Origin of the sequence: Iodobacter sp. (assembly GCF_025352645.1) — a bacterium.
Classification (GTDB): domain Bacteria; phylum Pseudomonadota; class Gammaproteobacteria; order Burkholderiales; family Chitinibacteraceae; genus Iodobacter.
Map to the genome: position 1 here is coordinate 1 of NZ_JANXSO010000011.1, position 22,593 is coordinate 22,593.

17 protein-coding genes and 2 pseudogenes are annotated in these 22,593 nt (G+C 48.5%); 11 read left to right on the plus strand and 8 right to left on the minus strand.

Going from position 1 to position 22,593, the window contains the following annotated elements; translation table 11 throughout:
• The 3 genes and pseudogenes from Q0R17_RS01215 to Q0R17_RS01225 all read left to right on the plus strand — a co-directional run.
• A pseudogene (locus Q0R17_RS01215) lies at positions 1 to 132 on the plus strand (IS701 family transposase); the annotation flags it as partial.
• A 103-nt stretch (positions 133 to 235) separates the two neighbouring features.
• Positions 236 to 1,513 (plus strand): dihydroorotase, encoded by a 1,278-nt coding sequence (locus Q0R17_RS01220; RefSeq protein ID WP_293931310.1) that lies wholly within the window; start codon positions 236 to 238, stop codon positions 1,511 to 1,513.
• Positions 1,514 to 1,612: 99 nt separating this feature from the next.
• On the plus strand, positions 1,613 to 1,879 hold the full coding sequence (locus tag Q0R17_RS01225; protein WP_293931313.1) for an acyl-CoA-binding protein: 267 nt from the start codon (positions 1,613 to 1,615) through the stop codon (positions 1,877 to 1,879).
• 94 nt (positions 1,880 to 1,973) lie between these two features.
• On the opposite strand, the gene Q0R17_RS01230 is transcribed toward Q0R17_RS01225, so the two are convergent.
• The 7 genes from Q0R17_RS01230 to Q0R17_RS01260 all read right to left on the minus strand — a co-directional run bounded on the left by Q0R17_RS01230 (position 1,974) and on the right by Q0R17_RS01260 (position 11,736).
• Positions 1,974 to 5,021, minus strand: a complete 3,048-nt coding sequence (locus Q0R17_RS01230) for an EAL domain-containing protein (protein ID WP_293931316.1) — start codon at positions 5,019 to 5,021, stop codon at positions 1,974 to 1,976.
• Between the two features lie 192 nt (positions 5,022 to 5,213).
• Positions 5,214 to 6,146: a septal ring lytic transglycosylase RlpA family protein gene (locus Q0R17_RS01235; protein ID WP_293931319.1), complete on the minus strand. Its 933-nt coding sequence runs from the start codon at positions 6,144 to 6,146 to the stop codon at positions 5,214 to 5,216.
• A complete protein-coding gene (gene rodA, locus Q0R17_RS01240) occupies positions 6,143 to 7,255 on the minus strand; it encodes a rod shape-determining protein RodA (protein WP_293931322.1) in 1,113 nt (370 codons plus the stop codon). Before rodA ends, Q0R17_RS01235 begins: the two co-directional genes overlap by 4 nt.
• Positions 7,248 to 9,167 (minus strand): penicillin-binding protein 2, encoded by a 1,920-nt coding sequence (mrdA, locus tag Q0R17_RS01245; RefSeq protein ID WP_293931325.1) that lies wholly within the window; start codon positions 9,165 to 9,167, stop codon positions 7,248 to 7,250. The genes rodA and mrdA overlap by 8 nt, the downstream gene beginning before the upstream one ends.
• A complete protein-coding gene (gene mreD / locus Q0R17_RS01250; protein ID WP_293931328.1) occupies positions 9,164 to 9,670 on the minus strand; it encodes a rod shape-determining protein MreD in 507 nt (168 codons plus the stop codon). The genes mrdA and mreD overlap by 4 nt, the downstream gene beginning before the upstream one ends.
• A complete protein-coding gene (gene mreC / locus Q0R17_RS01255) occupies positions 9,670 to 10,560 on the minus strand; it encodes a rod shape-determining protein MreC (protein WP_293931331.1) in 891 nt (296 codons plus the stop codon). The genes mreD and mreC overlap by 1 nt, the downstream gene beginning before the upstream one ends.
• A gap of 132 nt (positions 10,561 to 10,692) precedes the next feature.
• Positions 10,693 to 11,736 (minus strand): rod shape-determining protein, encoded by a 1,044-nt coding sequence (locus Q0R17_RS01260; RefSeq protein WP_046351519.1) that lies wholly within the window; start codon positions 11,734 to 11,736, stop codon positions 10,693 to 10,695.
• A gap of 534 nt (positions 11,737 to 12,270) precedes the next feature.
• Between Q0R17_RS01260 and gatC the strand changes: the two genes are divergently transcribed.
• From gatC to purD, 8 genes are all read left to right on the plus strand, one after another.
• Entirely contained in the window at positions 12,271 to 12,558 is a 288-nt protein-coding gene (gene gatC, locus Q0R17_RS01265) for an Asp-tRNA(Asn)/Glu-tRNA(Gln) amidotransferase subunit GatC (RefSeq protein WP_293931338.1), read from the plus strand.
• Between the two features lie 28 nt (positions 12,559 to 12,586).
• Positions 12,587 to 14,035 (plus strand): Asp-tRNA(Asn)/Glu-tRNA(Gln) amidotransferase subunit GatA, encoded by a 1,449-nt coding sequence (gatA, locus tag Q0R17_RS01270; protein ID WP_293931340.1) that lies wholly within the window; start codon positions 12,587 to 12,589, stop codon positions 14,033 to 14,035.
• A 21-nt stretch (positions 14,036 to 14,056) separates the two neighbouring features.
• A complete protein-coding gene (gatB, locus tag Q0R17_RS01275) occupies positions 14,057 to 15,484 on the plus strand; it encodes an Asp-tRNA(Asn)/Glu-tRNA(Gln) amidotransferase subunit GatB (protein ID WP_293931343.1) in 1,428 nt (475 codons plus the stop codon).
• Positions 15,485 to 16,145: 661 nt separating this feature from the next.
• Complete coding sequence (dusB, locus tag Q0R17_RS01280; RefSeq protein WP_293931355.1) at positions 16,146 to 17,183, plus strand: tRNA dihydrouridine synthase DusB; 1,038 nt, start codon at positions 16,146 to 16,148, stop codon at positions 17,181 to 17,183.
• Entirely contained in the window at positions 17,180 to 17,419 is a 240-nt protein-coding gene (locus Q0R17_RS01285; protein WP_046351523.1) for a helix-turn-helix domain-containing protein, read from the plus strand. Before dusB ends, Q0R17_RS01285 begins: the two co-directional genes overlap by 4 nt.
• A gap of 63 nt (positions 17,420 to 17,482) precedes the next feature.
• Entirely contained in the window at positions 17,483 to 19,045 is a 1,563-nt protein-coding gene (purH, locus tag Q0R17_RS01290) for a bifunctional phosphoribosylaminoimidazolecarboxamide formyltransferase/IMP cyclohydrolase (protein WP_293931346.1), read from the plus strand.
• A gap of 136 nt (positions 19,046 to 19,181) precedes the next feature.
• Positions 19,182 to 19,742: a phospholipid:lipid A palmitoyltransferase gene (locus Q0R17_RS01295; RefSeq protein WP_293931349.1), complete on the plus strand. Its 561-nt coding sequence runs from the start codon at positions 19,182 to 19,184 to the stop codon at positions 19,740 to 19,742.
• 89 nt (positions 19,743 to 19,831) lie between these two features.
• Positions 19,832 to 21,109 carry a phosphoribosylamine--glycine ligase gene (purD, locus tag Q0R17_RS01300; RefSeq protein WP_293931352.1) on the plus strand — a complete coding sequence of 426 codons (1,278 nt, stop codon included), beginning with the start codon at positions 19,832 to 19,834 and terminating at the stop codon, positions 21,107 to 21,109.
• Positions 21,110 to 21,177: 68 nt separating this feature from the next.
• On the opposite strand, the pseudogene Q0R17_RS01305 reads toward purD, so the two are convergent.
• Positions 21,178 to 22,544: pseudogene (locus Q0R17_RS01305) on the minus strand (IS3 family transposase).
• Positions 22,545 to 22,593 lie beyond the last annotated feature (49 nt).

Genomic DNA, 22,593 nt, shown 5'->3' on the forward strand with positions numbered 1-22,593 from the left:
ATTTACGCGGTGTTCAAGCTAGAAAGCTTAAAGATCAAGCACAAAGCTAACCACTTTGCGCTACGCGCCAAGCTCTATATCAAAGCAACCCAGCAGGCCTTGGTGGAACTACAAAACCTGCGGGCTGCGTAACATCAGTTACTATAATGTAAACTGCGCTTTTTAGCCGATTTTTGCCTAGTCTGCCCTTCGCTCGCTACGGCGAGCTAAGGGATTTTAACGAGCGAAATAATTTATGAAAAACATAGCAATTCTGGGTGGTCGTCTGATTGATCCACTGCATAACACGGACCAAATTGCCGATTTATATCTTGCTGATGGCAAAATTGTTGGCGTGGGCGCGGCCCCCGCTGGCTATGTCAGCGATGAAACCATCGATGCCCAGGGCTTATTAGTCAGCCCTGGTTTAGTCGATTTAGCTGCTCGCCTGCGCGAGCCAGGCTTTGAATATAAAGCCACCTTGGCATCAGAAATGGCTGCCGCCGTGGCCGGTGGTGTGACGAGCATTATGTGCCCACCGGATACCGATCCGCCGCTGGATGAGCCAAGCCTTGTTACCATGTTGCGTCAGCGGGCAAAAAACCTCGACCTAGCGCGTCTTTATCCTGTCGGTGCTTTAAGCCGCCAGCTTAAAGGCCGTGAGCTAACCGATATGGCTGAGCTGCGTGATGCAGGCTGCGTAGCGTTTTCTCAGGGCGATCAGGCGGTTGGCGATTTACAGATTTTGTATCGGGCCATGCAATACGCCGCCACGTTTAATGTGGCTTTGCGCTTGCTGCCGCAAGAAGCGGATTTAAACGCGGGTGTGGCGCATGACGGCGATTACGCAACACGTATGGGCTTGGTGGGTATTCCGGTGCTGGCCGAAACCGTGGCGATTTCTAATATTTTGCTACTGATGAAAGAAACCGGCGCACGCGTGCATTTGTGTCGTCTTTCATCGATGGCAGGGCTAGATTTGGTGCGCACGGCTAAAAAGCAGGGCCTGCCAGTGACATGTGATGTCAGCATCAACCATATTCATCTGGCGGATGTGGATATTGGCTTTTTTGACAGCAATTACCGCTTTGATCCGCCGCTACGTTCTGTACGTGATCGCGATGCGATTGTGGCGGCTTTGGCGGATGGCACGATCGATGCGATTTGCTCTGATCATAGCCCTATCGATGATGATGGCAAGCTACTGCCTTTTGCTGAGGCAGAGCCGGGTGCTACCGGCCTAGAGCTGCTGTTGCCGCTGACCCTTGCATGGGCTGCGCGTCAGCATATCCCTCTGTCACAAGCCTTGGCTAAAATCAGCGCTGTACCGGCCAAAATGTTGGGTTTTGATGCTGGGCTGGCCGTGGGAAACCGCGCAGATTTAGTTATTTTTGATCCAGAGGCCCATTGGCAAGTCACGCCAGCGGCTTTAAAAAGCCAAGGCAAGAACACGCCGTTTGTGGGAATGGAGATGAAGGGGCGAGTGATGCATACCTTGGTGAAGGGCAAACGGGTGTACCAATTTAGCGCGTAGGGGATATCAACAGGCCTGAGCCGCTTGGTTTATCTTGGCGCTCAGGCTATACTTTTGCTTATTAAAACGATCGTTTAATTCTTGCTTTGGAGAACAACAATGTCTGATCTCGATTCCCTGTTTCAAATTGCGCAAGATGATGTGGTTAAACTGAACGATGCGCCCGATGTGGCAACTAAGCTCAAGCTATATTCTTTGTTTAAACAAGCTGCAGAAGGTGATGCGAGCGGTGATCGTCCATCGGCCATTCAATTTGTAGCTCGTGCTAAATTTGATGCTTGGTCAGAGCTCAAAGGCATGACGGCTGATGCAGCTAAGCAAGCCTATATTGATTTAGTCACTGAATTAAAAGCCAACGACGAATAAAAATAGGCTTGGCGTGATTTGCGCTGAGTAAACAAAGCCCAACATTTTTTATAGAATTGTTGGGCTTTGTTTTGCTTAGCGGCATGTTACTTATTTATTCAAATGATAATTTGTGATTGTTTCTAAGTAATTCTTCAAATTCATTTGCAGCAATTGGCCGGCTAAATAAATAACCTTGTATGGATGCAATGGGGGTTTGTTTTAAGAAAGCCAGCTGTTCTCGGGTTTCAACTCCTTCTGCCAATACCTCCATTCCCAATGTTTGCCCTAAGCCAATAATCGCTAAAACAATCGCCGCATCATTTGAGTTTTGGCAAGCATCTTGCACGAAACTTTGATCAATCTTTAATTTGCTAAAAGCAAAGCGTTTTAGATAGCTAAGGTTGGAATAGCCGGTGCCAAAATCATCGAGTGAAAGCCTAACGCCTATTGCTTTAATACCACGCAAGGTATTCATCACTAGCTCCAGCTCTTGCATAATAACCGATTCAGTGACTTCTAATTCCAAGTACGCCGCATCAAGCTTTGCATCATTTAAAGCGTTTTTAACTAACTCAAGAAAGTTAGCTTGATGCAGCTGATGGGGGGATAAATTAACCGCCATATTAATGGCAGGCAACCCTGCTTTTTGCCATGCTGCAGCTTGTTGGCAGGCAGTCTGTAATACCCAATTACCAATTGGAATAATTAAACGGCTTTCTTCTGCAATAGGAATAAATTTGCTAGGTTGAATAAGCCCATGCTTAGGGTGATTCCAGCGAATTAATGCTTCTGCGCCAATAATATGGCCATCTTCCAAGCTGACTTGCGGTTGGTAGTACAAAATAAATTCATTATTAAGTAAGCCGGTGCGCATACTGGTTTCTAATTCTAGCCTTTCAGAAGCACGAGCATTCATTTCTGGGGTGAAATATTGAAAATTATTACGCCCCTGTGCTTTGGCTTGATACATGGCCACATCGGCATTACGAATTAAAATATCCGCCGTTGTGCCATCTTCTGGGTAAATGCTAATGCCAATTGAACTGGAGGTCGAGAAACTACCTGCTTCTAATTCAAAAGCGTGGGTAAAGGAGGCTAAAACAGCTTCTGCAACAGAGCTAGCCATTAAGGCATGCGATATATTGGTTAACACTATGACAAACTCATCGCCGCCTAAACGCGCCAAAATATCGCCAGGGCCAATTAGTTTTTTAAATCGTTCGGCTACTTGTGCTAAAACTGAATCACCGGCGGCGTGGCCTAGTGAATCATTAATGGTTTTAAACCGATCTAAATCTAAAAAGAATACGGCTAAGTTTTTTTGATCGCGCTGGGCAGACGCCAGCGCAAGGCGCAACTCATCTCTCAGTAAATTGCGATTAGCTAGCCCTGTTACAGAATCAAAATTGGCGAGTTCAATAATGCGCTCTTGTGCTTCTTTGCGCTCGGTAATGTCGGTCATGGTGCCAATGAGCCGAGTTGGCTTGCCATTAGGATCAAACAATACAAATTTGCCGCGTGATTGAAACCATCGATATTCGCCACTGGCTGTTTTACGCCGATATTCAGTAATAAATTGGCTGCTTTCACCGCTTAAATATTGTTGAAACTGGGTGGTGGCTAATTTTTTATCTGCGGGATGAACTTGCTCTTGCCATTTGTTAAAGCTTTCTTCTCCAGGAACAAAGCCCAATAATCGATCGTACTCTGGGCTAGTAATGGCGGGCAGTTTCCCTACAATCGGCATATCAAATAGGCCGGTATTTGATGCTTCTAGTGCAAGACGTAGCTGCTGCTCACTTTTGATAATGGCGAGCTCTGCAAGGCGGCGCTCAGAGATATCCCGCACTACCGCGCAGTTATATTCTAAGTTTTTAAATACAATAAAATTTGAATTCACTTCGGTGGGGATGTTTTCGCCACTTTTGGTAGTGAGTGATATTTCATCTCTTAGGTGTTGTTGCTCTTTTAATTTTTGCCAAAATTTGGGCCAATGATGAGTGTTGAATTTTGGATTGATGTCTTGTAATCGCATAGTTAGCAATTCAACTTCGCTATAGCCTAGGCGAGTACATGCCGTGGTATTGGCGTAGCGTATCCTTCCGCTGGAATCTAGCCAAACGGCCATATCCGCACCGTGCTCTACGGCTACTCTGGTGAGGTAAAGATCTGCTTCTGTTTTTTCTATACGCGCTAATTGGCGAAATACAAAAATTAGTAATAGCGCGCCACTACAAAGCATTAATAGAGTGATGCCCACATTTAGCAGGCTTTCATTACGCCAGTGTTGTAGTACCTCATCACGATCAATTCCAACTGAAATACCCAATTGCCATTGGCTTAAATAGCGCCAGCCAAAGAGGCGGCTTAAATGATCGATATGGCTGTATTCGGTAAAGATGCCGCTCTTTTTTTTGGCAAAGGCTTGGCTAAAAAAAGGCTTATTAGAAATATCTCGGCCAATATCGTGGTCATCTTTTGGAAAGCGAGCGAGGGAGATGCCATCTTGGCGAAATAAACGAATAATGAAGCCTTTTCTTTGACTGAGAGAGGAATAAAATTTCTCGAAATAATCCGGTTTAATCCCTGCTATTAAAACACCATCAAATTGCCCATCGGGCAAGGTTAGCGCTTTAACTAGGGGAATAATATCAAGGTTTCCGCTGGGATCCAGTTGCTGTTCGGCAATATAAAACTTGGCCTGTGGCTGGGATTTGGGAATGCTAAATGCCAAGGTTTGATCAATATCATGGGCAGGTGCTGGGTGCTGCAAGTTAGACGCGGCAAGCTCGCCATTAGCATAGGCGCTGGCAAAAGTGCTGAGTTGTGGGTGATGATTTAGTTGGCGGTTAAATAGGGCGTAAAGACAAGGCTCATTTTTGGCAGCAAAGCAGGCTTGGAAAACTTCATTTTGTTGCAGAGCGCTAAGGGCATTTAGGCTGCTTTCCATGGTACGGCTTAAATGCTCATCAATTGCGAGGGCAATGGTGAGCATTTCTTTTTCAGCGCTGGTTAGGCTTTCTTGATAATCGCGATAAATAGAGCTACTTATCGCTGCGAGGGTAAAGATAAATATGCAGGTGGAAAGCACAATTAACAGTTTACGAATCTGCACAAAGGAGTGTTGGCTGTCATGCGATGTAGCGGGTTGATGAAGCACACGATCTCCTTTTTAAAGTGATTTAATCGCAAATAATCTGCGTACCGGCGCGGATTATCCCATTGAGCCAATCTGCTTCAATGTAATGTGATCTACTTAATATAGTGAATCGATGGCTGATTAGGGATTAACTTTTTGGGGGGGGCTGAGTATGCCCCCACTGGGAATGGGGGCTAAATATGAGGTGTGTATTTAATGGCTTAGCATGCTAGGGAGCTGATGCTCGCCACTGATTCTGCTTGCGGCAAGCTGGGCACTTTGCCGATCTGGATAAGGCCCAAGCCGAACACGATGCAAAGAGCCTATGCTTTGAATCAGTAATTTATTTGCATCACTATCGAGCTGGCTGGATAGATGATCACGAAAACTCTCTGCATTGGCTAAGGAGCCAAATGCGCCGAGCTGCAAATAAACTGAGCCATTGCCGCTGTCTGCCAAGGGGATCGCTTTGGCTGGGCTGATTTGGGCGTTGGTCACGGGTTTTACGGCCGCTGCAACGGCGCTTGGGGTGTCGGTAGCGAGCAGGCTTTCTACCGTTACCTCGGCGCTACCATCCATGGTGTAGCCTAGGCGGCAGGCGGCTAGAAAAGATAAATCCATCACTCTGCCATGCAAAAATGGGCCTCTATCATTGACGCGCACAATAATGCTGCGGCCATTTTTTACATTGGTGACGCGGGCATAAGATGGGATAGGCAGGGTGGGATGCGCTGCGGTGATGGCGAACATATCGTAAATTTCGCCGGTCGAGGTTTTTTGCCCGTGAAATTTTCTGCCATACCAAGAGGCGGTGCCTTGTTGTTTTAACTCGCCTGGGCGAGGCAGAGGCGTGAAATTTTGCCCGAGCACAGTATAGGGATTATTGGCCCAGCGATGCAGTGGCTCCCAGCGAGGAAGAGGCTCAGGTATCTGATCAATTCCTGATGGGAATGAATCCATCGGGCCATCGTCTTTATAAAAAGCCCCACTGCCTTTAGCAGTGTAATTACAGCTGTATTGCGCGGGTGTGGTTGCGCCAGGAGTTGTGGGCTTGCTCGGCAATGGTTTACTTGGCGGCTGTGGTGTGGTGGAACACGCCGCGAGCAGTAAGGCCGCAATCAGCGCGGAATAATTTGTATGCTTCATGATTTCATCAACTTACGATCACCTTGAACACTCATTAAAAGGCCAAAGCCAGTGAGAAGCGATACCATCGATGTGCCACCATAAGACATCAGCGGGAGAGGCACACCAACCACCGGCAAGATGCCAGAAACCATACCCATATTGACAAAAGCATAGGTAAAGAAGGTAAGAGTAATTGCCCCTGCAAGCAGTCTGCCAAATAAAGTGGAGGCATTGTTGGCAATCACCAAGCCTCGGCCAATGAGTAGTAAATATAAAACTAATAAAATGGCATTGCCTAAGAGGCCAAATTCCTCGCCAAATACGGCAAAGATAAAGTCGGTTGTGCGCTCAGGAATAAAATCTAAATGGGTTTGTGTGCCGTTCAGCCAGCCTTTACCAAAAATACCGCCTGAGCCAATCGCGATGGTTCCCTGAATAATGTGATAACCCGCACCCAGCGGATCTTGCATTGGATCGAGCATGGTGGCAACACGGCGGCATTGGTATTCGTGCAGTATCTGCACACAAGAGTTCCAGTGCATAACCACATAAGCTAAGCCCCCACCCGCTGCACCCATCAGCCCAATAAACTTCCAAGAAAGGCCTGCAAAAAATAGTACATAAAAGCCCGATGAGGCAATCAATAAGCTGGTGCCAAGGTCGGGCTGTTTCATAATCAGCCCAACCGGCACAATCATTAGTAATGCGGCAAACAGATAGTGTTTCCAGCGGATACTGGTTTCAAAATGATGGAAATACCAAGCCAGCATCATCGGTAAGGCAAGCTTCATTAGCTCTGATGGTTGGATTTTTGTGACGCCAATATGCAGCCATCGCCGCGCGCCGTGGCTGATATCACCAAATAGCGCTACGGCAATCAGCAGCAGCAAGCCGACGATGTAGGCAGGAACGGCCAGCCGGATCAGCGTTTGTTGCGAGGTGTTCGCTACTAGCCACATCACCGTTAGAGCAATGCCCATAAAGGTGACTTTATTGATGATCATGTCCATGTCACGGTTGGATGCTGAAAACAGCAGCACCGTGGAGAGCAGCAACACCAAACAGGTAAAAAGCAGCAGCCAAGGATCAATAGGCCGGATAAAGCGAGTCCATAGATGTTTAATCACCCACGATCTCCTCAGTCATGGCGTTACTTGCGCTTGAAGCGACACCGCTAATTTTAGGGGCAGTAGGCAGCTTACCGTTTAAGTAGTAATCGAGTGCTTGCCTTGCGATGGGGGCTGCTGCTTGCGCGCCAAAGCCACCGTTTTCTACGATGACGGCGAGTGCAATGGTGGGATTCTCTGCGGGGGCAAACACAATAAACCAAGAGTGATCACGTAGGCGCTCGCTAATGTTTTTATTATATTTGCTGCCTTTTAAGCTATAAACCTGCGCCGTACCGGTTTTGCCTGCTGCAATATAATTGGCGCCAGCAAAGGTGCGTGCGCCCGTGCCTTCCCTAATTACCCCTACCATGCCGCGAATAACGCGTTCGGTGTTTTCTTTTTTCCATGTCATTGTGCGCACCGGCTGCGGCTCGACCATTTTAACGATGCCAGTAATTGGATCAATAATTTTGCTTACGGCATGCGGGCGAAACATCACGCCACGATTCGCTAAGGTGGCGGTAGCGTGTGCCATTTGCATCGGGGTATAGCTGTTATAGCCTTGGCCAATACCGATAGAAACGGTTTCGCCTGAATACCATTTCTGCGTAGCAGGCGTTTTAAAGCGTTTTTTCTTCCACTCAGGGCTAGGCAAAATGCCCGCGCGCTCACCATTTAAATCAACCCCCGTTTGGCTGCCAAAATCGAGTGTTTTCATAAACTTGGCGATATTGTCGATGCCCATTTGCACGGCGAGTTGATAAAAATAAGTATCACTCGAAACAATAATAGAGCGATCAAAATTCATCGAGCCATAGCCGCCCGCATGCGAATCGCGAAACTTATTATTGCCATACATAAAGTAACCTGGGTCACTGATTGTTTGCCGTGTTAATGGAAAATCGCCTTCCAGCGCAGCCATAGCCATAAAGGGCTTAAAGGTTGAGCCTGGTGGGTATTCGCCACGAATCGCCCGGTTAAGTAAGGGCTTATCTAACGAGGTATTGAGCTCATTCCAGCTTAAGGGATCAATCCCATCCACAAATAAATTTGGATCAAAGCCTGGTTTGGAAACCATGGCTAGCAGGCCACCGGTTCTAGGATCGATGGCCACGAGCGAGCCACGGCGTTTGTCGAATAGATCTTCGACAACTTGCTGTAGCTTAATATCCACCGATAGGGTGAGATCACTGCCTGGAATAGGCGGGGTGCGGCGCAAAGTGCGCACGGCGCGGCCACCAGAATCAATTTCTACTTCTTCAAACCCCGTTTTGCCATGTAATTGCTGCTCATAGCTTTGCTCAATACCAATCTTGCCCAAATGATCGGTGCCACGATAATTAGCCAGCACCCCATCTTCATCAAGTTGCTCTAAGTCTTTGGTATTGATTCGGCCGATATAGCCAATTAAATGGCTGGCAATTTCGCCTAGTGGATAATGCCTAAATAAACGCGCCTTTATTTCTACACCGGGAAAGCGGTAGCTATTGGCGGCAAAACGGGCCACTTCTTCATCGCTTAAACGAGTGCGAATCGGCAGCGTTTCAAAATCTTTGGTTTCTTCGCGTAGTTTTTTAAAGCGGCGTTTATCTTTCGCTGTGATTTCAACAATGCTAGAAAGCCGCTCAATTGTTTCGTCTAAATTAGCTTGTTTAGATGGCGTAATTTCTAAGGTATAGGCAGAAAAATTATGCGCCAAAATAACGCCATTTTTATCTCTAATAATGCCGCGTGATGGGGGGATAGGCACGAGCGAAATACGATTCTGCTCGGCCAGAGTCATATATTTATCGTGCTGAACCGCTTGTAGCCAAAAAAAACGGCCAAATAACAGGGTAAATAAAGATAAAACAAAAAGGGCTGCCGCGATGATGCGCAGCTGGAAAGCATAGCGCTCTCGGTGCTGGTTTTTAATCTCACCTTGGCTCATAGTTCGTCAGTCGTCGGTCTGCGTTGATGGGAGAGCAGAATATTAGAAAGAGGCGGCCAGATAAAGGCCGCAACAAAGCAGCCTGCAAAATAAGCCCAGCCTGGGAAAGGTGCGCCCATCAGCATGCGTAAGCTCAGCATTAAAACTTGTCCTGCCAGCATTAAGGCTAAGGCGACAAAGGCTTGCTGCCAAAAGGGGAATACGGCTAATTGGCGCTGGCGAGCTAGGGTTAAATAAGCGATGACGGTATAGGCAAACGCGTGTTGCCCAAGAACATTGCCATCGGCCACATCCATGAGCAGCCCTAAGCAAAAAGCCCAGCCCACACCAATACGGCGCGGTTGATTGAGAGTCCAATAGATAATAAATAGCGCTACAAAATCAGGCGCAAAGCCGATTAAGCCCGCTTGCCATGGCAAGAGATTAACGCTTAAAGAAAGGACAAAAGTAAGCAGAATAAAGCTGCTACTAACGGGGCGCAGCAATTGGCGTGAAATAGGCATTAGCGACCTTTCTTTTTCTTAGAAGTGGCAACTTCTGAGCCGTTGCTTGGATAGGGTGCTGTGGCCTGATGTGCTTCTAATATCAATAAGAAACGATGCTGATCAATCCCTGCCAGTGGGGTGCAATAGATTCGTGCAAAGGCATTGCCAGTATTGCGTTCAATTTTAAGCACTTTGGCAACGGGCAATCCTGCTGGATATAAACCATCAATGCCAGAGGTAATCAGTGTATCGCCTTCTTTGATCTCTGAATTAGATGACATATTGCGGATTTCTAGTGGTAAACCTCGGCCCATGCCATAAATGACCGTGCGTAATTGATTGCGCTCAATTTGCACCGGCACCATATGGTTGCGATCAGAAATAAGTCTGATCTCACTGGTCATGGGTTGGACGCGTACCACTTGGCCAACCACGCCGCTAGCGTCGACGGCAATTTGCCCTTCGCTAATCTTAGCGCGCTCGCCACGATCGACAATGAGCTTTGCACTAAATGGGTCGCGCCCGTTATAGAGGATTTCTGCCAATTGACTTGGCTGGCTAGCTTGAAAAGCATTGAGCTGTTTTAGCCGAGCATTTTCAGCTTCTAATGCTTTTAACTTCATTGCGTTTACGCTGGCCACTAATTGCGCATCGTGCAGCTTACGATTTTCACCAAGTAATTCCGCTTGCCTTGATAAAAAGGTACTGGTGTCTTTGACAAACTCAAAAGGCGCGGTCACTAGCCATTGCAGAGGATAGAGTAAGACGGAAAGTTGTTGGCGTACTGGTCCAAGCATTTGATAGTTGGCATCCCCTACGATCAAACAAATCGACAGGGTAGAAAACAGGAAAAACCGCGTCAGCGGTTTTGGTCCCTGCTTAAAAAAGGCGGGCTGAGAGGCTTGCATGAAAGAAGGCCAGTGATTCTTAAAGTGAAGTTTCTATAGGGTGGGTTACGCCCAGAATAAACTGGGCACAACCCACCCTAAGACTTTCATACCAATAAAGGGGGCGATACTTCCGTTGTGTGTGCTTATCACTTAATCGTAAGTGAAAATGCTACCCGCTTTATCCAGTTTTTCTAGCGCCTTACCAGAGCCACGCACTACGCAAGTCAGTGGATCTTCTGCAACAAATACCGGCAAGCCAGTTTCTTCCATCAAGAGGCGGTCTAGATCGCGTAGCAGTGCGCCACCGCCGGTCAGTACCATGCCTTTTTCGGCAATGTCGGCACCCAGCTCTGGTGGGGTTTGTTCTAGCGCTTGTTTTACCGCAGAAACGATCTGGTTGAGTGGCTCGGTGAGTGCTTCTAAGATTTCATTAGAAGAAATAGTGAATGAGCGCGGAATCCCTTCGGCAAGATTGCGACCCTTTACTTCCATCTCACGTACTTCGGCGCCTGGGAAGGCGCTGCCGATACGTTTTTTGATTTCTTCTGCGGTGGCTTCACCAATCAGCATGCCGTAGTTGCGACGAATATAGTTAATGATGGCTTCATCAAACTTATCGCCACCTACGCGTACGCTAGACGCATAAACAATACCGCCCAAGGAAATAACGCCCACTTCGGTGGTACCACCACCGATATCCACCACCATTGAGCCGGTTGCTTCTTCAACCGGCATGCCGGCGCCGATGGCCGCAGCCATTGGTTCTTCAATCAGCTCAACTTTACGTGCACCAGCACCCAGCGCCGATTCACGAATCGCACGGCGCTCAACTTGAGTGGAGCCACATGGCACGCAAATGACGATGCGCGGTGGGGAGGAGAACATGCGGCTTGGGTTCACTTTTTTAATGAACTGCTTCAGCATTTGTTCGGTAATGGTGAAGTCAGCGATCACGCCGTCTTTCATTGGGCGAATTGCATTAATGCTGCCAGGGGTGCGGCCAAGCATTTTTTTGGCTTCTGCACCTACTGCTAAAATTGTTTTTTTGCCAGACGGGCCGCCTTCTTGCTGGATAGCAACTACAGAAGGCTCATCAAGCACAATGCCCTTGCCTTGCATATAAATCAGCGTGTTGGCAGTACCAAGGTCAATGGCGATGTCGTTGGCAAAGTAGCCGGAAAGAAGTCCAAACATTCGGGTCTCGCACTTTAAAATTACATGATTAAAGGTAGGTCGTGGAATCGCCACGGGCTTTAAGGGGTCTGGCTAGATCGTTCAGTCTTTAGTAAGACAATTATTTGGGGCTTGCCAACAAGTAAGGCTAGGCAAAGGCCCTAGTACTCAGGTCTTACTTTAAAATTTGGTGTTCGAGCTAAGCGATGGCATGCTCGGTTATGTTGTTCTTGGTCGTTCTGCTCCTGCTTTAAAGCAAGATTGTTGTTATTTATTTACCCTGCGCTCACAGGTTTTTTTATAGTGCCCCCGCAAAAACAGGCTCACCCTACATAGCTAATATTGCAGGCCACCGGTATTTCTGCCTGCGATAGTAAAAAGGTTCGCTATTTTAAGCATAATTGCAGCATTTGGCGGCAATGTGGGCAGAAAAGTTCCGTGGCACTATGTACCTATAGCCTCGCCACTCTAGCGCACTGACGGGTGGTAGTAATCAAACCCTATATGATACCCTATCGAGTTGACGTTAATAAATGTTTACGGGGTAAATCCGACATGTCCCTGTCTATTGAAGATGTAGCGCGCATCGCCCGCTTGTCCCGCATCGCGGTGACTGGTGATGAATTAGCCGCCACGCAAGGCCAATTAAATCAAATTTTGACTCTGATTGAAGAGATGCGGGCCGTTGATACCAGCGGTATCGAGCCAATGGCCCATGCGCAAGATGTGATGCTGCGTTTGCGCGATGATGTGGCGTGCGAGCCTGATCGCCGCGAGGCATGGCAGGCTGTGGCACCGGCTGTTGAGGCTGGTTTATATCTTGTTCCGCAAGTTATTGAATGAGGCTAGGGTTAACCCCCTCTAAAAAATAATGATAGAAAAATCAGTTAAGCAACTGTCAGCCATGCTGGCAGCAAAAGAAATTTCTGCGGTCGAAATGGCCAGCGACTATCTGGCTCGTGCCAAAGCAATGGCAGATCTCAATGCCTTTATTACTTTGGACGAAGACAAAACCTTGAGCGAGGCGCAAGCCGCAGATGCCATGCTAGCCGATGGCTCGGCCGGGGTATTAACCGGCGTGCCTATTGCGCAAAAAGATATTTTTTGTCAGCAAGGCTGGAAGACCACCTGTGGTTCCAAGATGCTGGATAATTTTGTCTCGCCTTACGACGCCAATGTGATTGAGTTGTGCCGCAAAGCAGGGCTGGTTACCTTGGGCCGCAGCAATATGGATGAGTTTGCGATGGGCTCTTCCAATGAAAACAGCTTTTATGGCGCGGTAAAAAATCCTTGGGATAAAACCGCCGTGCCTGGTGGCTCATCGGGAGGGTCGGCTGCGGCAGTTGCTGCGCGTTTGGCTCCGCTTGCTACGGCAACCGATACTGGTGGATCTATTCGCCAGCCAGCAGCATTTTGCGGCGTAACTGGGATTAAGCCTACTTACGGGATTGTTAGCCGCTTTGGCATGATTGCTTTTGCCAGCTCGCTGGATCAGGGCGGCCCTATCGGTAAAAGCGCCGAAGATTGCGCGCTGCTATTGAATGTGATGGCGGGCTATGACGAGCGTGATTCCACATCGCTGGAGCATGCCAAAGAAGATTACAGCCGCGATTTAAACACCCCGCTGGCGGGTTTAAGAATTGGCGTGCCTAAGGAATATTTTGCAGAAGGGTTAGATAGCGACGTGGCTGCCGCCGTGCTTGCAGCGATTGAAGAGTATAAAAAGCTGGGCGCAAGCATTGTTGAAGTTAGCTTGCCGAATACTAAGCTGTCGATTCCTGCCTATTACGTGATTGCCCCTGCTGAAGCTTCAAGCAATCTAAGCCGCTTTGATGGCGTGCGTTATGGCCACCGCGCTGCGGATTATTCTGGCCTAACTGAAATGTACGAAAAAAGCCGTAGCGAAGGCTTTGGCGCTGAAGTAAAACGCCGCATCCTGACCGGCACTTATGTACTGAGCCACGGTTATTACGATGCTTACTATCTGCAAGCGCAAAAAATCCGCCGCATTATTGCGAATGATTTTCAAGCGGCATTTGAGCATTGTGACCTGATTGCAGGCCCTGTTGCGCCAACGGCTGCTTGGAACTTAGGCGAGAAAAACGCCGATCCAACCGCTATGTATTTAGAAGATATCTACACCTTGGCTGTCAATCTGGCGGGCCTGCCAGGCATGAGCTTACCAGCGGGCTTCGCCGCCAATGGCCGTCCTGTTGGCTTGCAACTGATTGGTAATTATTTCAGTGAGGCCAAAATGCTGAATGCGGCACATCAATTGCAGCAAGTGACTGACTGGCACACCCGTGCCCCAAGCCTATAAACCAGCCTAAGGATTCACAACATGAAATGGGAAGTAGTGATCGGGCTGGAAGTGCATACCCAGCTCTCGACTCAGTCGAAAATTTTCTCCAGAGCCAGCACCGCCTACGGCGCTGAGCCTAATACGCAAACTTCCGTAGTGGACGTGGCCATGCCCGGCGCTTTACCAGTAATGAATCGTGGCGCGGTAGAGCGTGCGATTCAGCTGGGCTTGGCGATCGGCGGCAAAATTAATCGTAAATCGATTTTTGCGCGTAAAAACTATTTCTATCCTGATTTACCTAAGGGCTATCAGATCAGCCAGTTTGAGCTGCCGGTGGTTGAGGGCGGGGTGATTGAGATTCAAGTAGGGGACGTCACTAAAAAGATTAATGTGACGCGCGCTCACTTGGAAGAAGACGCAGGCAAGTCGGTGCATGAAGACTGCAATGGCATGACCGGTATCGATTTAAACCGCGCTGGTACGCCTTTGCTGGAAATCGTTTCCGAGCCAGAAATGCGCTCGGCTGCCGAAGCCGTGGCTTACGCTAAGGCGCTGCATAGCCTTGTGACTTGGATCGGTATTTGCGATGGCAATATGCAGGAAGGTAGTTTCCGTTGCGATGTGAACGTATCGGTGCGCCCAGAAGGCCAAGCAGAATTTGGAACTCGCCGCGAAATTAAAAACTTGAACAGCTTTAAGTTTATGGAACAAGCCATCAAGTTTGAAACGCAGTGGCAAATCGATCAGATCGAAGACGGGCATAAAATTCAGCAAGCAACGATTCTGTTTGACCCAGATAGCGGCGAAACCCGCATGATGCGCAGCAAGGAAGACGCGCATGATTACCGCTATTTCCCAGACCCAGATTTGCCGCCATTGTGTATCTCTGAAGATTGGATTGAGCGTGTTCGTAGTGAAATGACCGAGCTGCCACAGCTGATGCGCGAGCGCTTTAGTACGCAGTATGGCTTGTCGGCTTATGATGCCAGCACGCTGACTAGCTCTAAAGACATGGCTGTTTATTTTGAAGCCATGGTTGCCGCTGGAGCGGACGCTAAGCTAGCAGCCAACTGGATCATGGGCGATGTATCGGCCACGCTAAATCGTGAAGAAAAATCGATTGGCGATAGCCCTGTTTCTGCCGCAGCTTTGGCTAGCCTAGTTAAACGTGTGATGGATAACACCATCAACAATAAAACCGCTAAAGATGTGCTGAAAAAGATGTGGGAATCGGGTGATTCTGCGGACAGTATTATCGAGCGTGATGGGCTGAAGCAAACCACGGATACAGGCGCAATCGAAGCGATTATCGATGAAGTACTGGCGCTCAATCCCAAGGCTGTTGAGGAATATAAAAGCGGCAAACTCGCTGCGATTAACTCTTTGATGGGCCAGTGTATGAAAGCCAGCAAGGGTAAAGCTAACCCAGCGATGGTGACTGAGATTCTGACTAAGAAGCTAAGCTGATTATTGTTCAGGTCTTAAAAATAGCGAGCCTGCGGGTTCGCTATTTTTTTGCAAAAATGTAGGGCGGGTGAAACCCCAAGCGCGCTAAGCAATTTGCTTTTACATCAACAAACAACGAAAAAACGTAATAACCACGATCTTGGCGTAGGGCTTAAAAGTCCCCTTGAAGCACGCCGAAGCGAGGAATAAGCGGCTCGGGGTTTCGGAAAAGGGGTAGCGAGGCAGCGAGCGAGCAGCCTTTTTCGCCGAGCCGATTATCCGCAGTGAGGGGCCTTCGTGCTGGCCGGGGCGGCCTTCTTTGGCTTCGTTTCTTGGCCGCGCAAGAAAGGAAGGTCCAGCGGGACGCCCGCACCTAAATCAACGTGCCGCAGGCACTAAAAAGATATTTTTGACGTTGCTTAGCGCACATGGGGAGCAACCCGCGTATTGCGCGGGTTTCACCCTCCCTACGAATGATGCGATGCTTGTAAAGCCTCAGCGATCATCAACGTGCTGTATCCTCCCTTTGCTATAACTCGCGCTTTCTCCGTGTTCTGCCTTTAAACTTCATGTTCTCTGTGCCTACAGATTTAAGAGTTTTTCATAAAAATCCGCCTGAAGGTTGTTGCTTAAAAATTAGGCAGGCGTTAGAATGCGCGGCCTTTTACTGCGCCAGCAGACTATGCATATCGGCCCCTATCCCCTTACAAATAATCTGATTGTTGCCCCCATGGCGGGTGTCACTGATCGGCCTTTTCGCATGCTTTGTAAGCGATTTGGCGCGGGGCATGCGGTGAGCGAGATGATTACTGCCGATAGCAGCATGCGCTCGCACCAGAAGACGCTGCATCGCGCTAATTTTGAAGGCGAACTTGCGCCGGTTTCCGCGCAAATTGCCGGTTCAGATCCACAATTGCTGGCAGACGCGGCGCGGCATAATGTGGCGCACGGTGCGCAAATCATTGATATCAATATGGGTTGCCCAGTTAAAAAGGTGTGCAATAAATTGGCTGGGTCGGCCTTGTTGCAAAATGAAGACTTAGTTGCCGATATTCTGCACGCCGTGGTGCGTGCGGTGGACGTGCCAGTTACACTGAAAACCCGCCTAGGCTTTGCCAATGGCGAAGAAAATATTATGCGCGTAGCCAAAATAGCTGAAGAAGCAGGGATAGCCGCGCTGGCTATTCATGGCCGAACGCGTGAAGATATGTACTTGGGCCATGCACGCTACGCGCTGATCGCCCAAGTTAAACAATCGATTCAGATTCCTGTGATCGCCAATGGCGATATTGATAGCCCGCAAAAAGCCGCGCTGGTGCTTAAAGAAACCGGTGCAGACGCAATTATGATTGGGCGGGCAGCGCAGGGCAGGCCGTGGATTTTCCGCGAAATTGCCCATTATCTGGCTAGCGGTGAGTTGTTACCCGCACCAGAGGTTGTGGAGGTTCGCGATGTATTGCTCGGCCATCTTGACGATTTATACGCCTTCTATGGCGAGTACTCAGGTTGCCGTATAGCCCGTAAACATATTGCTTGGTATACCAAGGGTTTGCGCGGTAGCAATGAATTCCGCCAAGCGATGTACGCACAAGAATCAACGGCAGGACAAGCAAATGCAACACGCAGTTATTTTGATGGCCTACTGACCTTGGGCGAGCGTTTGCAGTACGAAGATATGCCAAAACAAAAAGAAAATCACAATGAATCGGGAGATTTATGAGTACTCAAACCGATCTAATTGCCGAGGCAATTTATGCTTCTCTCGACCAGTATTTCCAAGACCTAGATGGTGAACCGCCGTGCGCTATGTACGATATGGTATTGGCTCGGGTTGAAAAGCCACTGTTAGAATTAGTATTGGAGCGCGTCGAGGGCAATCAGACTCGAGCGGCCGATATGCTGGGTATTAACCGCAATACTCTGCGTAAGAAATTACAGATTTACGATTTGCTGTAATGCGCAGACGCGTAGTTTTCATAAGAAACGTGTTGTATCTTTATATACAGGGAAGCTGAAACCATGACCAAAATTACCCGCGCGCTGATCAGCGTATCCGATAAAACCGGTGTGCTTGATTTTGCCAAAGCCTTGGCGGCGCAAGGTGTCGAAATTTTGTCCACCGGTGGTACCGCCAAATTATTTAGCGACAACGGCGTGCCTGTGATCGAAGTAGCTGATTACACCGGCTTTCCTGAAATGCTCGATGGGCGTGTAAAAACGCTGCACCCAAAAATCCATGGCGGTATTTTGGGCCGTCGCGATTTGCCTGCTCACGTGGCGACGATGGCAGAACATCAAATCGGCAATATCGATTTGGTCTGTGTGAATCTCTACCCATTTGAAGCGACCATTGCTAAGCCTGATTGCAGCTACGAAGATGCGATCGAAAATATCGATATCGGTGGCCCAGCCATGGTGCGCTCTGCCGCAAAAAACCATGCGCATGTAGCGATTGTGACCGATGCCAGCGATTACGCTGATCTGATCAAAGAAATGCAAGCCAACGACGGCGCTTTATTATTGGCAACCCGTAAAGTACTGGCGAAAAAAGCCTTTAGCCATACCGCGGCTTACGATGGTGCAATTTCTAACTACCTGACGGCACTTACCGCAGACGGTGAGAAAAAATCCTACCCAGATCGCCTCAATATGCAGTTCGTTAAAGTGCAAGATATGCGCTATGGCGAAAACCCGCATCAAAGTGCCGCTTTTTACCGTGATATCGACCCCGCAGCAGGCAGCTTAGCTGCATACAAGCAGTTGCAGGGTAAGGAATTAAGCTACAACAATGTGGCGGATTCTGATGCAGCATGGGAATGCGTGAAGCAGTTTGCAGAACCTGCGTGTGTGATCGTAAAACACGCCAATCCTTGCGGCGTAGCGGTAGGCGTGGATAGCTACTCAGCGTATCGCTTAGCGTTTGCAACCGATACCACAAGCGCGTTTGGCGGCATTATTGCGTTTAACCAGACGGTAGATGTGGATACCGCCGAGGCCGTATCTAAGCAATTTATGGAAGTGCTGATTGCCCCTGCCTATACCGCAGAAGCTTTAGCCTTGCTGGCTAAAAAACAAAATGTTCGCGTGCTAGAAGTGCCAGTAGAGCAGGGTGCTAATCGCTTTGATGTGAAGCGTGTTGGCGGTGGCCTGCTGGTGCAAACACCCGATACCCATATTCTGACGCTGAAAGATGTGAAGGTTGTGACTAAGCTACAGCCTACCGAGGCACAGCTTAAAGATCTGCTGTTTGCATGGAATGTCGCCAAATTTGTTAAATCAAACGCGATTGTATTCTGCGGCAAGGGCCAGACATTAGGTGTGGGCGCTGGACAGATGAGCCGTGTGGATTCAACTAAAATTGCGGCCATTAAGGCCAAGAGCGCGGGTCTGGATTTACGTGGCTCGGTCGCCGCGTCTGATGCCTTTTTCCCTTTCCGTGATGGCGTGGATGTGATTGCTGAAAATGGCGTATCAGCGATTATCCAACCGGGCGGCTCGGTGCGTGATGATGAAGTGATTGCGGCTGCGAATGAGCATGGTATTGCAATGGTGGTGACAGGTGTTCGTCATTTCCGCCATTAAGATTGGCCGGTAGATGACCTGAAAGCGGGGAAGAGACTCCCCGCTTATTGTGTTTATAGTATTTGATAGATTGTGCATTTTACTCAGTGGCTGGCCTTGGGGGCAGTGGTTTTCGCTTTGAAATATTTTGGTTGAAATGATGAAAAAACTGTTTGCCTGCCTTTGTCTGCTGATTGCCTTGCCTGCATCTGCGATGGATTGCTCCAATATGTGGGATTGGGCAACTGCTGCTTGCCAACGTGTGGATAAAATAAACCGAGAAGGCAAAAATGATCTCTTGCTTTCGGGTTATTCCTGGCACGATCGTTCAACTTATACGGCTGAAAAGCTCGAAGATTTTCAAGAGTTTGCTTACGGTGGCGGCTTGGGAAAGCGTATTAGTGATGAAAATAATAATCAAGAATTTATCTACGGAATGATTTTTGCTGATTCTCACAATCAACCTCAGCTTCAAGTGGGCTATATGCGTCTTTGGTATTGGCCGATTGTTGGTGAGTTATCAGCAGGCTTGGGTGTGTCTTTACAGCTTATTTCACGTCAAGATGTCATCGGTGGAATTCCGTTTCCTGCGCCTTTACCTATTGCATCGATTCGATATGGCAAGGCATCTTTGATTGGTACCTTTATCCCAAGGCTCAATGGCCAGCTCAATAATGGCAATGTGGCTTATGTCTTTGGTCGCTATGAGTTTGATTGATTTTTTGTGTCTGCGGGCCTAGGGCCAAGTAATGGCAATGTGGTCTAGCTGATAGGCTGTTACGAATTCGATTAATTGGAAATCTGCAAATGAATATTTTAGTGATTGGCTCGGGTGGCCGTGAGCACGCTCTGGCTTGGAAGATTGCCCAATCAGAACGTGTAGGCAAAGTGTTTGTCGCCCCAGGTAATGCGGGCACCGCACTAGAAAAAGATTTAATAAATGTTGATATCACTACAACAGCAGAACTGATTGCCTTTGCTAAGGCAGAAAACATCGCCATTACCGTGGTTGGCCCAGAAGCGCCGCTATCCAATGGCGTGGTCGATGCTTTCCGTGAAGAAGGCTTAAAAATCTTTGGCCCAACCCGTGCTGCGGCGCAGTTGGAATGGTCTAAAGACTTTGCCAAGGCCTTTATGCAACGCCACGGTATTCCGACTGCGGCATACCAAACCTTTGCAAGTAGCGATGAAGCGCACGCTTATATCAAAGCGCAGGGCGCACCCATTGTAATTAAGGCTGATGGCCTAGCCGCAGGTAAGGGCGTGGTGGTGGCGATGACGCTGGATGAAGCGCACGCTGCGGTTGATTCTATGCTGTCGGACAATAAATTTGGCGATGCTGGCGCTCGCGTTGTGATTGAAGAGTGCTTGCTGGGGGAGGAAGCCAGCTTTATTGTGATGGTGGATGGCAAAAATGTACTGGCTATGGCCTCCAGCCAAGATCACAAACGTCTACTAGACGGTGATGAAGGTCCGAACACCGGCGGTATGGGTGCGTATAGCCCCGCACCTGTGGTGACACCCGATGTACACGCCAAAGTCATGCGCGAAGTGATTATGCCAACCGTGCAGGGCATGGCTAAAGACGGCACAGTATTCACGGGCTTTTTATACGCAGGCCTGATGATAGACGCGCTGGGTAATCCTAAAGTGATCGAATACAACTGCCGCTTTGGGGATCCTGAAACCCAGCCGATTATGCTGCGTTTAAAAAGTGATTTTGTCACCCTGCTAGAGCATGGTGTAAATGGCACCTTGGATCAGATCGAAGCCGAATGGGATAGACGTGTGGCAATGGGCGTAGTGATGGCTGCGGCTAATTACCCAGAAACGCCGCGTAAAGGCGATTTAATTTCAGGCCTATCAACGGTGGCCTTAGAAGATGGCCATGTGTTCCATGCGGGTACTGCGCTGAACGAGCAAGGCGAAGCCATCACCGCCGGTGGTCGTGTGCTGTGCGTTACGGCTTTTGGTGATAGCTTTAAAATGGCACAAAAACGCGCTTATCAAATTCTGGCAGGCGTTTCATTTGCGGGCGCGCAATACCGTAGTGATATTGGCTGGCGAGCGATTGGCCGTAAGTGATATTTAAATCGTTAGAAAAAAAAGCCATGCACTGTGAACTGACCCCAATTAGTTGGACAGTATAAAAGCTAGGTACTCAAGAGCTGGGTTCTGTATTGCACAGGACTCAGCCCTTTTAATTTCAGCTTGATTCGGTCATGGTTATAGTAATGGATGTAATCCACGATGCCTTGCTCTAGTTGCTCAAGACTAGCGAATTTTTCTTGGTAAAAGAACTCTGATTTCAACGTACCGAAGAAGCTTTCCATCGTTGCATTATCATGGCAATTCCCTTTTCTTGACATACTTTGCACCAGCCCTTTTTCTGCCAATTGCTGCCGATACCCTGCCATTTGATACTGCCAACCCTGATCTGAATGCAGTAGCGGCTTTTCATCCACGCTCAGCTTGGCTAGGGCTTTCTTTAGTATTTGACTGACCAGCGCAAACACTGGGCGACGCGCCATTTCAAAAGCGATAATTTCTCCATTGTATAAATCCAGCACCGGTGACAAATAAAGCTTTTTCTCCTGCACATTAAATTCAGTCACATCCGTCACCCATTTCTGATTCGGCTTATCCGCACTAAATTGCCGCTGCAATATATTTGGTGCGACTTTGCCGCATTCACCCTTGTATGAACGGTACTTTTTAGGCCGAACGCACGACTTCAAACCCAGCTCTTGCATTAAACGCTGAACTGTTTTGTGATTCAGCCATTCGCCTTCTTTTCTGAGCGCCAGCATGATCCGCCGATAACCATAGCGCCCCTTATGCTCAGCAAATAGCGCTTTAAGCTGCATTTTAACCGCTTGATATTTGTCGTTCGCCGCCAAAGCCTGCTTCTGGTAATAGAAGGTGCTACGCGGCAAATCAGCGTGTTTTAACAAATCAGCCAATGGAAACTGTGGCCTTAATTCAAGCACTATTTGCGCTGTTTCTGTTGCGCCGATTGGGCTTTGGCTTGAACTAAGGCATTGTACTTTTTTATATAGGCCACCTCTAAACGCAGGCGTTTGTTTTCTGCAATGAGTTCTTCACGGCGACGGGTTTCATCATCAATCGGCAGGGGAGCCGTGTTATTTTCGGTGATGGGCATGGGTGATTTCTTTCGACCTTTAGGCGCGGGTTCAAGGGCAGCCATTCCACCAGCGTCATACTGCGCGCTCCATTGGCTCAAGCAAGCGGGGCTACGAATATCAAAATAAGCGGCAGTTTCCTGTTGGGAAAGATGATTGTCCCACATGTACTGAAGCACGGAGAGCTTGAATACGGCATCGTAATGACTGTATTTGGGCGCTAACCCCGATTCACCATGCTGGCGAAACGACCTCACCCAACGATGAAACATAGCCTGCTCGATGCCATGTTGCTTGGCGATCGTTTTAATACCTGCTTCGCCCGTTAACTATTGCTGAACGGCAGTAAGTTTGAATTGCATTGTGTACTTGGACATAAAAACACCCCAAAAATGGACGGGTGTCCAACTTTTGGGGTGCAGTTCA